The sequence below is a fragment of the Neptuniibacter sp. genome (assembly GCF_024231755.1).
Classification (GTDB): Bacteria; Pseudomonadota; Gammaproteobacteria; order Pseudomonadales; family Balneatricaceae; genus Neptuniibacter.
Window position 1 is genome coordinate 1 of sequence record NZ_JAAEQH010000062.1, and the last position, 14,028, is coordinate 14,028.

General features: G+C 47.4%; 9 protein-coding genes and 2 tRNA genes. 4 read left to right on the forward strand and 7 right to left on the reverse strand.

The features are described 5' to 3' along the window. Positions 1 to 56 precede the first annotated feature (56 nt). The 3 genes from GY843_RS02750 (at position 57) to GY843_RS02760 (ending at position 3,098) form a co-directional block, all read left to right on the forward strand. Positions 57 to 133, forward strand: a tRNA-Met gene (locus tag GY843_RS02750). Positions 134 to 174: 41 nt separating this feature from the next. Beyond that, a tRNA-Gln gene (locus GY843_RS02755) sits at positions 175 to 249 on the forward strand. A gap of 710 nt (positions 250 to 959) precedes the next feature. Further along, positions 960 to 3,098 (forward strand): EAL domain-containing protein, encoded by a 2,139-nt coding sequence (locus tag GY843_RS02760; RefSeq protein WP_297306271.1) that lies wholly within the window; start codon positions 960 to 962, stop codon positions 3,096 to 3,098. 24 nt (positions 3,099 to 3,122) lie between these two features. Here GY843_RS02760 and serB read toward each other — a convergent pair whose 3' ends face one another. After that, entirely contained in the window at positions 3,123 to 4,340 is a 1,218-nt protein-coding gene (gene serB / locus GY843_RS02765) for a phosphoserine phosphatase SerB (protein ID WP_297306273.1), read from the reverse strand. A 122-nt stretch (positions 4,341 to 4,462) separates the two neighbouring features. Here serB and GY843_RS02770 point away from each other — a divergent pair, with 122 nt between their 5' ends. Beyond that, positions 4,463 to 5,770 carry a bifunctional DedA family/phosphatase PAP2 family protein gene (locus GY843_RS02770; RefSeq protein ID WP_297306275.1) on the forward strand — a complete coding sequence of 436 codons (1,308 nt, stop codon included), beginning with the start codon at positions 4,463 to 4,465 and terminating at the stop codon, positions 5,768 to 5,770. Here GY843_RS02770 and rnr read toward each other — a convergent pair. From rnr to queA, 6 genes are all read right to left on the reverse strand, one after another. Beyond that, entirely contained in the window at positions 5,754 to 8,417 is a 2,664-nt protein-coding gene (gene rnr, locus GY843_RS02775) for a ribonuclease R (protein ID WP_297306277.1), read from the reverse strand. The two genes, GY843_RS02770 and rnr, sit on opposite strands and share 17 nt — an antisense overlap. Positions 8,418 to 8,518: 101 nt before the next feature. After that, a complete protein-coding gene (gene secF / locus GY843_RS02780; RefSeq protein ID WP_297306279.1) occupies positions 8,519 to 9,439 on the reverse strand; it encodes a protein translocase subunit SecF in 921 nt (306 codons plus the stop codon). Between the two features lie 10 nt (positions 9,440 to 9,449). After that, positions 9,450 to 11,303 (reverse strand): protein translocase subunit SecD, encoded by a 1,854-nt coding sequence (gene secD, locus GY843_RS02785; RefSeq protein WP_297306281.1) that lies wholly within the window; start codon positions 11,301 to 11,303, stop codon positions 9,450 to 9,452. Positions 11,304 to 11,361: 58 nt separating this feature from the next. Continuing rightward, positions 11,362 to 11,694, reverse strand: coding sequence for a preprotein translocase subunit YajC (gene yajC, locus GY843_RS02790; protein ID WP_297306283.1), 333 nt, complete (start codon positions 11,692 to 11,694; stop codon positions 11,362 to 11,364). 49 nt (positions 11,695 to 11,743) lie between these two features. Beyond that, entirely contained in the window at positions 11,744 to 12,883 is a 1,140-nt protein-coding gene (gene tgt / locus GY843_RS02795) for a tRNA guanosine(34) transglycosylase Tgt (RefSeq protein WP_297306285.1), read from the reverse strand. 8 nt (positions 12,884 to 12,891) lie between these two features. After that, positions 12,892 to 13,932, reverse strand: coding sequence for a tRNA preQ1(34) S-adenosylmethionine ribosyltransferase-isomerase QueA (gene queA / locus GY843_RS02800; protein WP_297306287.1), 1,041 nt, complete (start codon positions 13,930 to 13,932; stop codon positions 12,892 to 12,894). Positions 13,933 to 14,028 lie beyond the last annotated feature (96 nt).

The window sequence follows — 14,028 nt, forward strand, 5'->3', positions numbered from 1 at the left end:
CCATCTTTTCTTTCGAAAAGATATCTTAAGCATTAGCTCTACGAGCTAATCTGAGTGGCAATATAGCTCAGTTGGTTAGAGCATCGCATTCATAATGCGAGGGTCGCAGGTTCGAGTCCCGCTATTGCCACCATGCTTATCTACTGTTTCCATTTTCGGATACATCTTCTCTGTTGGGGTATCGCCAAGCGGTAAGGCACTGGATTCTGATTCCAGTATGCGGAGGTTCGAATCCTCCTACCCCAGCCACTTTCTCAGACACACTCACACTTCTAATCCAGTATTGATTTTTCATATAGCACTAAGAACCTCCAGGTTCGACAAATTGCACGGCAATTTGCGACGAGCATCTATTGCTGCGAAGCCCGAAGGGGACTTATCGTCACCTGACGATAAGGATCAATCCTCCCATCTACCTTAGCCCAGCCACTCCATCCGGTTCCTCCGTTCTCCTAGCGTATATTAATATTGTTGGAGCGATGTCATCATCGCGATTAAATCTGAAAAGAGCTTCGGCGTGAGGACACGCCTCCAACACGAAGCATTGAAGCCCACAGGGGACTCATCGTCACCAGACGATAAGGATCAATCCTCCCATCTACCTTAGCCCAGCCACTCCATCCAGTTCCTCCGTTCTCCTAGCGTATATTAATATTGTTGGAGCGATTGCCCCTTGCGGGTACATCGCGATTAAATCTGAAAAGAGCTTCGGCGTGAGGACACACCTCCAACAAAAAGCGTTTAAACCCTCAACGACCTAATAGATCAGAACCAAACCATTCTGTTTCTGTCCAATCACCTCCGGAAACCCCATAAGTACTAACCCTTATTTTTTAATTATTCTCATCAGGATAAAGCCTGACAGAACTGCCTAAAGCAGATAGACTTTAGAGATCACTAATAATCCATCGGATATTAAACCGTCTCTGCTCAAGGAACAGGATTAGGAGCTGCTTTTCATGCCACAAGCAATTGAAATTGATGGTAACGCCCTTCTGGAAAAATATGGCTCAGGGCACCATCGCAGACAGCGCCTTAGAAAAAACGTACAACTACTGTTTCTTGGCCTTAGCGCAGAAGAAACCGCGCCTCTGATCACTCTGCTCAGAACATCCCGTATATCCCCTAGAGGAAAGCAGGTTAACAACGAGCAAGAGTTCTTAGACGCACTGAGCGAACGCTCCTGGGATCTTATTCTCTGCACTATAGATAGAGGGGAATTTACCTCTAAGCATGCCATAAGCCATCTTAAGCGACTGCATAAAGACATTCCCATCATCCAGATCATCCCTAGCTCAGATAGCCAACTATTGCTTCAGGGCCTAAAGAACCATCTTCAAGCAGTGGTTCCATTAGATGAGAAAGAGCTGGTCTTAATTCATATTCGCAAAGAACTTGATAGCCTTGATCACCGACGCCGCTTACGACAAGCAGAGGCAGCTCTTGCAGAGGCAGAAAAACGCAACGTACAGCTAATGCAAAGCTCAAAGAATGCCATTGTCTGCAGTCAGGGTAATGATATTGTGTTCTGCAATGAAAGCTTTCTTGATCTCTTTGGCTATGACAACTCAGAGCAAGCTACGGAGAAAGGACTATCTAACCTTTTTACTTACGATGATCGGGCTGAATTCTCTGAACAACTTGCTTCTCTCAGCGAAGAACATTCAGGGGAAATAATTCTCCAATTAACAGCCCAACGTACAGACCGCTCTGAATTCACAGCCAACCTTGAACTTTCCAACATTGAATTCAATGGCGATAAGGCTGTTCGCGCACTGTTCCGTGTAGATGATCACCACATTGGGCACCTTCTAAGTGAAGATTTAGATTTCATTTCTGGGCTATATAACAAAGAACATCTGCACAAACAGCTGGAGCAAATTGTTCAGCAAGCTTTACATGGTGGTAACGACTGCAGTCTGCTGCATATTGAACTAGATCAGCTGGAACAGATTCGATCCAGATTTGGCAATGAAGGAAGTGACCAGGTCATCAGGGACATATCGGCCTTGTTGAGAAAGATGGTTAATAAAGCCCATCTACTCACTCATCCAGAAGATAACACCTTTGTGATCATCTTCCGTGACCCTAACGTAGAAAATGCTCAGGCATTTGCTGAGACATTATGTAAGAAAATTGCATCCAACACATCACAGGCAGCCGGGGTCAGTGCGCAAACAACCTGTTCAATAGGCATCTCGCTGATCAATGACAACACACCTCCTATGCAGGAGGTCTTAGCACGAGCAGAATCCGCAGCTAAGAGTCTGCATAGCGACACCAAGAAAGGCAACGGGGTACAACTGCATATTCCAGAGGCAACTGTAACCGAACAGCATAATGATGAATTTATGCGGATCTGCAAAGCAGTCGATGAGAAGGAGTTTAGGCTCCTGTTTCAGCCTATCGTTAACCTGACCTCCGAAAACGAAACCGAGCAACACTACGAAGTTTTGCTACGCTTACTCAGTGATGAAGAAAACGAACTATCCCCTAACGAGTTTATGAATGCTATAAGTGACCCGGCTATAGCGCTAAAAGTGGATAGATGGGTTATTGAGCACAGTTTAAGAAACCTAAAACGCTCACTGAAGCAAAAGCATAATAGCACCCTGTTTATCAACATCTCAGTGCACACCCTTAATGATCAAAAATTGTTAGTTTGGTTAGCAGAAGCGCTGCGACGTAACAATATTCCAGCAGACCGTTTGGTATTTCAGATCAGTGAAAACGATGTAACCATTTCACCAAAGCAAGCTCGCTTGTATACAGAGAAGCTGCACAAAATGCACTGCCGGGTGTGCATCAAACATTTTGGAAGTTCACCAGAAGAAAGCGACATCCTAAAACAAGTACGAGCAGATTTTATAAAACTGGATGGTTCCTATATCCAGGAGCTGGGGCAGGATACTAACCAAGATGAGCAGTTCTTTAATCTGGTACAGCAGCTGAGCAGCATGGACAAGATCACCATCGCCCCACTGGTAGAAAATACCAAAGCGATGGCAACACTATGGAAAGCGGGCGTGGATTATGTGCAGGGCTTCTACCTGCAACCTCCACGCGAGAAGATGGATTACGATTTCTTCGCTGAATAAAAACTAACGAAATAACTGAACAAATCAGATAAGAGTATCGCGATCACGGAAACCGATCAGGTATAAAATACCATCCAGTCCCAGGGTAGAAATCGCCTGTTTTGCACTCTCCCTCACTAAAGGCTTCGCACGGAATGCAATGCCTAAACCTGCAATAGATAGCATCGGTAGATCGTTTGCACCATCACCTACAGCAATTGTCTGCTCGAGACGGATACCTTCTTTTTCAGCAATCTCACGCAACAGCTCAGCCTTACGCTCACCGTTAACAACGGTGCCTTTGACTTCACCTGTCACCTTGCCATCGGCATCTATATCCAGCTCATTCGCATAGACATAATCGAAACCCAGTTTGTTCTGCAGATGAGATGCAAAGTAGTTGAAACCGCCAGAGAGAATAGCCGTTTTAAAGCCTAAAGCTTTAAGATTTGAAACCAGCTCTTCAGCACCTTCAGTCATTGGTAGGCGCTCTGCAATTTCATCTAAGACAGAAACATCCAACCCCTTGAGCAAAGCCATGCGACGACGGAAGCTTTCATTGAAATCAATCTCGCCACGCATTGCAGCCTCTGTGATCTCTGAAACCTGCTCACCAACACCCGCTTCTTTAGCCAGCTCATCAATAACTTCCGCTTCGATCAGAGTTGAATCCATATCAAACACAACAAGGCGACGGTTACGACGGAAAATATCATCTTTCTGGAACGCGATATCCACATCAAGATCACTAGCCGTTTTCAGGAATTCTGCTCTTAATGCGGCAGTATCAGCAGGCGCACCTCGAACTGAAAACTCAACGCAAGCCTTAGTCTTAGCGGGAGAATCATTCAGACTAACTCGACCAGAAAGACGATTGATATTATCAATATTGAGACCATGACTGGCTGCAATTTCAGTAACCGTAGCGATATGCTCCGAACTGAGCTTACGGGAAAGCAAAGTAATGATATGTCGGGATTTACCCTGTCCATCTACCCACTGCTCGTAATTTTCCTCATCTACCGGTTGGAAACGGATATTCATATTCAGCTCATGAGCCTTGAACAAAATATCGCGCAACAGCGGTGAAGATTCAGCCTCTTTCGGCACCTCAATTAAAATACCAAGGGACAGAGTATCGTGTATAACCGCCTGCCCTATATCCAGAATATTAATCTGATAAGCTGCCAGAATTTTTGTGATTGAGGAGGTAACTCCCGGTCGATCATCACCGGAAATGTTAAGCAGAATAATCTCTTTCATCGAGACAGGGCCCAAAGAATGTTCAAGTTGGGCGAATTATAGCAAAGGCTTGGTTTCTTGGGCATATCTATCCTCTAGGAAGAGCTCTAAGATATAAAGGCTCATGTACCGAAGGAAAAGTTGTGCTCAGCGAATCATTTTTTAATCTACTGCCAGAAAGTTCCAACCTGATTCTGATAATTGCTGGTATCGCTTTTCTGGAATCACTCGCCTTTGCCGGTATTTTTGTTCCCGGTGTAGCATTACTTTTTCTTGGTGCAACCTTGGCTGGCCAGCAGGGCATTGAACTTAACGCTCTGCTCATTTCAGCTTTTGCCGGTGCTGTTCTAGGCGATGGACTGAGTTTCATTGCTGGCCGCTATTTAGCGCAACCAGTTCGCCGCATGCCGATTATTCGAAATCACCCCGAATGGCTAAGCAAAGGGGAAACCTTTTTCGCCAGATATGGCATTATCAGCATCGTGATTGGCAGGTTTATCGGCCCTATACGCCCAGTAGTGCCTTTTGTGGCTGGAACATGCCAAATGAAGCCGCTAGCCTATTTTCCACTGAACCTAGCCTCAGCCCTGGTATGGAGCCCGGTTTATATTATTCCAGGATACCTTACCGGAGTTGCTGCAGAGAGCATCTCTATTAACTGGGCACTGTTAATTGAAACACTGATTATTATCGGGGTGATGCTCCTGATATTCAGCACGAGTCACAAATGGCTGACAGACAATAAACATTCCCTTACCGCTCCACTTGTAGCTCTTCTAACCGCCTCTGCCAGCTTTTCTGCACTGCTATTTATTCAGACAACCCAAACACTGCAGAAGTGGAATCAAGACACATTCTCACTACTTCATCCCACAAATAACTCATTCGGACATCTGATCAAAGATATTGCTGGGTTGATTACCAGCTTGGGTGACTCATTACTGGTTTTCAGCGCTGGTGCTGTAATCTGTTTCTGGCTCTACCGATACAGCAGCAAAACCCTCATGTTCACCTTTGCTGCCCTACTGGTTTCTGGAAAAGCGTTTAACAGCTTGCTTAAAATTATTTTTGCTAATCCAAGGCCTCCCTCAGGGCAACACCTAAGCACATTCAGCTTCCCCAGCGGCCATAGCAGTGCAGCAAGCACCCTGTTATTTCTCTGTGCGGTAATTTTCGCCTATGGTTATGCCACACCGTCAAGGCGCTGGATTTACCTTAGCGCTGCCTGTATAGCCGCTCTTGTAGCACTATCTAGAGTTGTACTAGGAGTGCACTGGCCATTAGATGTCATTACCGGCTTGATAGAAGGGATCATATTTGCAGCTATTTTTCGGTTACTATTGCCGAGATCAGAAAGTGGTTTATCAACCTCAAATAAAGGAAAAAGCCAGCTACTGATATGGCTGGCTTGTCTTTGTTCAGGCTATATACTGGTTAGCGCTTTTTCTTAACCTTAAGGCCCTTTTTCTTACCCTTTAGGGCTGGCTTTTTTAATTTAGGCTTAGCAGTGACCTTTCGTTTTTTCGCCTTATTGCTTTTACCCTTGCCACCACCGCTGAACTCCATAAGCTCCTGCTCTGCAGCAGACAAGTTATGTTTATTCGCAGGCTTAGCCTTATCGTCAACAATACGTTTCTTAGGCTTACCATTTGGGACTACATCGCGCTTTTTCCCTGAGCGCATCAAGGCTTCGCGCTGCGAACCCTTTTTCGGCTTCGAGCGTTCATCACGACGCGTAGGTTTATGGCCCCACTCATGCTTATGGCCCGGCAGTTTTCCAGAGGAAGAGGAACCATCCTGAGCACCTAGCTTACCTTCAGCCAACAGCTCACGCGTCGTTTTCTTCTTAGCTTGTTTTTTCTGTTCAACCAGTTCGAAATCAATCTTACGTTCATCAAGATCAACCCGGACCACTTTCACCAGTAGGCGATCACCTAGTTTAAAGACCTTGCGAGTTCGCTCACCAACTAAACGCTGCTTAGCCTGATCAAACACATAGTAGTCACCCGGCAGCGCCGTAATATGCACCAGCCCTTCCACAAATAGTTCATCCAGCTCAACAAACACACCAAAACCAGTTACAGCGGAGATGACACCTTCAAATTCATCACCCACATGCTCCTGCATGTATTCACATTTGAGCCACGCCACTACATCACGTGTAGCCTCATCGGAACGGCGCTCAGTCATCGAACAGTGCTCACCCAACTGCAGCAGTTGTTCCATGCTGTAGTTGCAAGCGAATGCTGAATTGATAGCAAAGTCATCCGGACGTTGCAGCGCTTTATCTTTTTTCTCCGAGTGGATTGCCGCACGGATCAAACGGTGTACCAGCAGATCCGGATAACGACGAATTGGGGAAGTGAAGTGGGTATAAGCTGGATAAGCCAGACCGAAATGCCCCTGGTTATCCGGGCTGTACACTGCCTGCTGCATTGAGCGCAGCATCATAGTCTGGATTAGGTGCCGATCAGGTCGTTCCTCAATCCACTCAGCCAATTCCTGATAGTCTTTTGGCTCAGGTTTTTCCCCGCCCCCCAAACTCAAACCCAGCTCCCTAAGGTATGAGCGTAGGTTCTCAAGCTTCTGTTCTTTTGGTCCCTCATGGACACGATAGATCGCTGGAATATCCAGCTTCTTCAGGAAACGTGCGGTGGCTACGTTTGCACAAAGCATGCACTCTTCAATTAGCTTATGCGCATCATTACGGTGGACTGGCACAATCTGCTCGATCTTACGGTCCTCACCAAACACCATACGGGTTTCAGTGGTTTCAAAATCGATAGCACCACGGATATCACGTGCCTTTCTTAACGCGAAATAGAGACTATAGAGATCTTCCAGATGAGGAACGATATTGTAGTAGTGCGCCCGCAACTGTTTAGACTCACCCTCATCCGGTTGCATCAACATCTTACCAACCTTGGTGTAGGTAAGACGGGCATGAGAACGGATCACAGCTTCATAGAATTTGTACCCAGAAAGCACACCTGCTTCACTGATGGTCATCTCACAAACCATCGCCAGACGATCTACATCAGGGTTGAGAGAGCACAAACCATTGGAGAGAAGCTCTGGTAACATCGGCACAACAAACTCTGGAAAGTATGTTGAGTTGGAGCGCTTAAACGCTTCTTTATCCAGCTCAGAGTTTGGTCGTACGTACCAGGACACATCGGCTATCGCGACCCATAGACGCCAACCACCAGATTTTTTCCGCTCAGCATAAACCGCATCATCGAAGTCTTTGGCATCTTCACCATCGATAGTGACCAACGGCAGATCACGCAAATCTACACGGTTTACCTTGGCGCTTTCCTCAACCTCAGCAGCCAACTCTCCCACTTCCTGACGTACTTCATCAGGCCATTCGTGGGGAATATCATAGTTATGGATAGCAACTGTGATCTCCATACCTGGCGCCATATGATCGCCCAGTACCTCGGTCACTTTAGCCTGAGGCATCTGACGCTTACCCGGCTGAGAGATCAGTTCTGCCACTACAAGCTGACCATCTTTGTATTGCAGAGGATTTTCAGGATCAGGAACAATCATAATTTCCTGAGTAATACGCTGATTCTCTGGACGCAGGTAACCAAAGCCTTCCTGACCACTGAAGCGCCCCACCAACTTGCGTGTATTTCGCTCCAGAATCTCTACAATTTTCCCTTCACGACGGCCTTTAAAATCGACATTTACTTCCTGTACCAGCACTCGATCGCCATCAAACACTTGGCGCATCTGGCGAGGACTCAGTTTTAGATCATCGCCGCCTTCATCTGGTTTTACGAAACCAAAACCATCTCTGTGACCGATGACACGTCCCTTGATCAGCGACATCTTGTCCAGCAACGCAAACTCATTACGGCGATTGCTCATCAACTGGCCGTCACGACACATTGCTTTAAGACGGAAAGAGAGTGCATCGCGGCTTTCCGGGTTCCAGACCCCCATCTCCTCACACAGCTGAGCATGACCTACAGGCGCCCCCCGCTCCTGCATAAACTGCAGGATATACTCGCGGCTTGGCACCGGGTTTTCGTATTTCTCAGCTTCCGCTGCTGCATCAGGGTCTTTTTTAGTCCAGTCGTTGCTCATAGGTCGTTCTCAAGGGGAACATAGATAAATTCAGCATATCACGCTGAACCATATAACGCGCAAATAAAAGAGCCGGCAGATGCCGGCTCCGGTAAAACTTATTAAGGAAGGTCGTCGACCTCTTCCTCTTTTTCCTCCGGCGGCATCAGGTCCTCTTTACAGATGCCCATCGCAACCAGCACGTTTGCAGCTACGTAGATTGATGAGTAAGTACCCACCAGCACACCGACCAGCAAAGCGATTGCGAAACCATGAATCATCTCACCACCAAATACCGCCAGTGCAACCAGCACCAACAACGTGGTCAAGGACGTCACCAAAGTACGACCCAGAGTCTGACTCAGTGAGGTATTCATAATCTCCAGAGGCGTACCCTTACGCATCTTACGGAAGTTTTCACGAATACGATCAGATACAACGATTGTATCGTTCAACGAGTAACCGATTACCGCCAATATCGCAGCCAATACAGTCAGGTCAAAATCGAGCCTGAACAAGGCAAAGAAACCCAGCACAATAAGAACGTCATGTGCCAGAGCGGCAACAGCACCCAGAGAGAATTTGATCTGGAAACGGAAAGCTACGTAAACCATGATCATGAACAGTGCCAGCAGCATGCCCATGCCACCCTGTTCACGCAGTTCTTCACCTACCTGCGCGCCCACAAACTCGTTACGGCGCAGATTCAACTGCTGGCCTTCATCAGCCTGCAGGGCAGATAGAACCTTGTCGCCCAGCTTAGGATCATGATCCTGGCCCAGACGGATCAGAATATCGGTAGGCGAACCAAAGGTCTGTACCACCGCATCTTCGTAACCAGCAGTTTTCAACTGACCGCGAATCTTATTCAGATCAGCAGGTTGCTCATAGCCGATTTCGACCAGACTACCACCGGTGAAATCTAGACCGAATTTAAGTCCATTAACTGCCAGAGCACCAATAGAGATAACCAGCAGAATAATTGAGCTCGCTGCAGCAATCTTGCGCAAGCCCATGAAGTTATAAATTTTCAACTCAGACATCATCGGCTCCTCAAATTGACAGCTTGCTAATCTGACGACCGCCATAAGTCAGGTTAACCAGCGCACGGGTAACCAGAATGGCCGTAAACATCGAAGTCAGAATACCGACGGACAGTGTAATCGCGAAGCCTTTAACCGGCCCGGTGCCCATCGCAAACAGAATGACAGCTGCAAGCAGAGTCGTGATATTGGCATCAAAGATAGTAGTGGTTGCGCCTTTAAAACCTGCATTGATTGCAGATTGCGGCGGTAGACCATTTTTCAATTCCTCTTTGATACGCGAGAAGATTAGTACGTTCGCATCCACCGCCATACCTACGGTCAATACGATACCCGCAATACCCGGCAAGGTCAGCGTGGCCGAGAGCATCGACATCACCGCCACCAGCAACATCAGGTTCAATGTCAAAGCGATGTTCGCCAATACACCGAATACACGGTAGTAGATCAGCATAAAGATCAGTACCAGCGCAAAGCCGATCTGAACCGAAGTCACACCCGTTTCAATATTCTGTGCACCCAGGCTAGGCCCAACGGTACGCTCCTCTACAAAGTAGATCGGCGCAGCCAGCGCACCTGCACGCAGCAACAGCGCTAGCTCAGATGATTCACCTGCACCATCAAGGCCAGTAATTCGGAACTGACTACCCAGTACAGCCTGGATCGTTGCCAGAGAGATAATACCCTTCTCTTGGTAACGAACTTTCTCAGCTACCTGTACGCCATCAACGGTCTTGTAAACTGTACGCTCTTTATCTTCCACGAAGATAACCGCCATACGACGCTGTACCGCATTCTTAGTGGTACGCGCCATCAGCTCACCACCCTTGGAATCCAGCGTGATGTTTACCTGAGGCTGACCGTTCTCATCGAAAGATGCCTGTGCGTTAGCAACATTATCACCTTTGATAATAATGTCTTTTTCAAGGGTTGCTTTACGACCTAACTCACTACGAAACTCATAAACTTCAGTACGCGCAGAGCTAGCGCTGCTTTTCGCTTCCAGTCGGAATTCTAGCGTCGCTGTTTTACCGATAATACGTTTTGCAGCTGCGGTATCCTGAATACCCGGCAGCTGAACCACAATACGGTTACGACCCTGACGCTGAACCAGCGGCTCTGCTACACCCAGTTCGTTAACACGGTTACGCAACGTAGTGAGGTTCTGCTTGATCGCATAGGTCTCAATATCTTTGATCGCCTGCTCAGTCAGATTCACAATCGTGTAGAAACCATCTTCACGATCATCTGCAGTAATCAGAAACTCCTGAAACTCTTTACGCAGCAGATCAACCGACTGATCACGGGCTTCCTGTTTAGGGAATTTAACCGCCAGCGCACCGTTCTCTTCGATATCCAGCTTACGATAACGCAGCTTTTCTTCACGCAGACGGCCTTTGATCTCAGACGCATAGTTTTCAAGCTTCTGGCTAACTGCCTTTGGCAGGTCTACTTCCAGCAGGAAGTGCACACCACCACGCAGGTCAAGGCCCAGTTTCATTGGACCCGCACCGATAGAGGTCAACCAATCAGGTGTTGTTGGGGCAAGGTTAAGCGCCACAACATAATCATCGCCTACAACCTTGGCGATAACATCCTTAGCCTTTAACTGAGATTCGCCATCATGAAAACGGATCAGGCCCGCTTTTTCGTCCAGCTCAACAGATTTAGATGGAATGCCTTCACGCTCCAGAGCGGAATTCACACGATCTACCAGCGGCTGATCGACTTTGAATACATCACGGCTGCCGGTCAGCTGAATAGCGTAATCATCGGGATACAGATTCGGCGCAGCATATAAGCCACCCAGAATCAGAACAAACAGAATTAGGAGATTCTTCCAGAGGGGGTATCGGTTGAGCATGGCGCCCTATTCCCTGACAAAACAAAAGCGCCGCCGCTTAGCAGTGGCGCTTGTTAAATTAGATGCTGTTGATAGTGCCTTTTGGCAGAGCAGCAGAAACATGAGTTTTCTGGAAAGTCAGTTCAGTGCCTTCACTCACTTCCAATACAATGTAGTCATCGTTCAGGTTTACAACCTTACCCAGGATGCCACCTGCAGTGATCACTTCATCACCTTTGCTCAGGCCACCCAGCAACTCTTTATGTTCTTTGGCACGTTTAGCCTGCGGACGCCACATAAAGAAGTAGAAGATCAGACCAAAACCAACCAGAAAGATCATGTTGAACATGCCGGAATCCATTGGCGCACCCGCCGCACCTTCAGCATACGCTGGGGAGATAAAGAAGCTCATTTAGCTACTCCTGAAAAAATATAAAAATCTTATTATCAATAGTTCTGACTTATATGGAGTCAAGCGGCGGCGTTTCAAGGCCTCGCTTACGATAAAATTCGTCCACAAAGTCGCCCAATTTACCCTGTTCGATAGCCTGACGCAATCCAGCCATGAGTACCTGATAGTAGTGCAGGTTATGAATGGTATTCAGCTGCGCGCCAAGGATCTCTTTACACTTATCCAGATGGTGCAGATAAGAGCGGCTAAAGTTGCGGCAAGTGTAACACTCACATGTTTCATCTAATGGACCGGTATCCGTTTTATGCACCGCATTACGGATTTTTACTACACCGCTATCGGTAAACAGGAATCCGTTGCGTGCATTACGTGTTGGGATAACACAATCAAACATATCCACACCACGGCGAACTGCCTCGACGATATCTTCCGGCTTACCCACACCCATGAGATAGCGCGGTTTATCTTCTGGCATTTTATGCGCCAGATGATCCAGCACTTTAACCATCTCATCTTTAGGTTCACCTACGGAAAGACCACCAATGGCATAACCATCAAAACCAATCTCTTCCAGACCGGCCATCGACTCATCACGCAGATGTGGGTACATACCGCCCTGAACAATACCAAACAGTGCGGACGGGCTATCGCCATGAGCATCCTTTGAACGTTTAGCCCAACGTAGTGAAAGGCGCATCGACTCAGCCGCTTCCATTTCAGTTGCCGGGTAAGGGGTACACTCATCGAAGATCATTACGATGTCAGAACCCAGTTCGCGCTGAACCTGCATCGATTCTTCCGGCCCCATAAACACTTTGCTACCATTAACCGGTGACTGGAAGGTCACACCTTTTTCGGTGATCTTGCGCATCGCGCCCAGACTGAACACCTGAAAACCACCCGAATCGGTCAGAATCGGACCTTTCCACTGCATAAAGTCATGCAGATCACCGTGCTGCTGAATGATCTCGGTTCCCGGGCGCAACATCAGGTGAAAGGTATTACCCAGAATAATATGCGCACCGGTCGCCTCAATATCTTTTGGCGTCATACCTTTTACGGTGCCGTATGTTCCCACTGGCATAAATGCAGGTGTTTCCACCGTACCACGTGGGAACTGAAGACGCGCGCGACGCGCCTTACCATCTTCTGCAATCTTTTCAAACTGCATAAAACACTGTCTGCTCATTCTTACCTCTAATCCTGCAGTTCGGTCTGACGTGTCAGAAACATCGCATCGCCATAACTAAAGAAACGGTATTTCTGCTCAACCGCTTCCTTGTAGGCCTGCTTAATATGATCAAAACCGGAAAACGCACTTACCAACATCAACAGAGTAGATTCTGGCAGGTGGAAATTAGTGATCATTGCATCAACCGATTTGAACTCATAACCTGGAAAGATAAAGATGTCGCTATCACCAAAGAAAGGCTCGATCTCACCTTTCTGACTAGCACTCTCCAGACTACGGACACTGGTGGTACCCACAGCAACAACGCGCTTGCCATTAGCACGCGTCTGCTTCACCAGTTCACAAACCTCTTCACTCACCTCGATATATTCAGAGTGCATCACATGCTCCTGAATATTATCCACCTTCACCGGCTGAAAGGTCCCCGCACCTACATGCAGAGTAACAAAAGCACGCTGAACACCCTTCTCGTCCAACTTAGCCAGCAACTCATCATCAAAGTGCAGACCAGCAGTTGGCGCAGCTACCGCACCTGGCTTTTTGTTATAAACCGTCTGATAGCGTTCACGATCAGATAACTGATCTTCACGATTCATATACGGCGGCAGAGGCATATGACCATACTGCTCAAGCGCTTCCACCAGATTGCCATCTATATTAAAGCGCAGCTCAAACAGGTTCTCATGACGACCAACCATCTCTGCTTCAATACCACCTTCCAGCAAAAGCTTCGCTCCAGGTTTAGGCGAACGGCTGGAACGCACATGAGTAAGCGCTCGCTTATCATCCAGCACACGTTCAACCAGCACTTCAACTTTACCGCCGGATTCTTTCTGACCAAAAAGTCGAGCCGGAATCACACGGGTATCGTTGAAAATCATCAGATCACCCGGCTGAATCATCTCCAACACATCGGTAAAGGTACCGTGATTAATCACCCCCGCATTGCCATCAACAGATAACAAACGGCTAGCACTACGCTGCTCCAGCGGGAAACTCGCGATCAACTCTTCCGGTAGATCAAAATGGAAATCTTTAACCTGCATTCAGGACGTTCTTCCGTTAAATTCAGAAAAATACAAAGGGCGCGCATTGTATACGAAAGCAGACTTTTTTTCAGTTTTTCTACAGTATCGATTGAC

Coding starts and splice junctions, on each gene's coding strand:
- secF (WP_297306279.1), bottom strand. CDS start 9,439: ATGTCTGAGTTGAAAATTTATAACTTCATGGGCTTGCGCAAGATTGCT.
- yajC (WP_297306283.1), bottom strand. CDS start 11,694: ATGAGCTTCTTTATCTCCCCAGCGTATGCTGAAGGTGCGGCGGGTGCG.
- secD (WP_297306281.1), bottom strand. CDS start 11,303: ATGCTCAACCGATACCCCCTCTGGAAGAATCTCCTAATTCTGTTTGTT.
- rnr (WP_297306277.1), bottom strand. CDS start 8,417: ATGAGCAACGACTGGACTAAAAAAGACCCTGATGCAGCAGCGGAAGCT.
- serB (WP_297306273.1), bottom strand. CDS start 4,340: ATGAAAGAGATTATTCTGCTTAACATTTCCGGTGATGATCGACCGGGA.
- queA (WP_297306287.1), bottom strand. CDS start 13,932: ATGCAGGTTAAAGATTTCCATTTTGATCTACCGGAAGAGTTGATCGCG.
- tgt (WP_297306285.1), bottom strand. CDS start 12,883: ATGAGCAGACAGTGTTTTATGCAGTTTGAAAAGATTGCAGAAGATGGT.
- GY843_RS02760 (WP_297306271.1), top strand. CDS start 960: ATGCCACAAGCAATTGAAATTGATGGTAACGCCCTTCTGGAAAAATAT.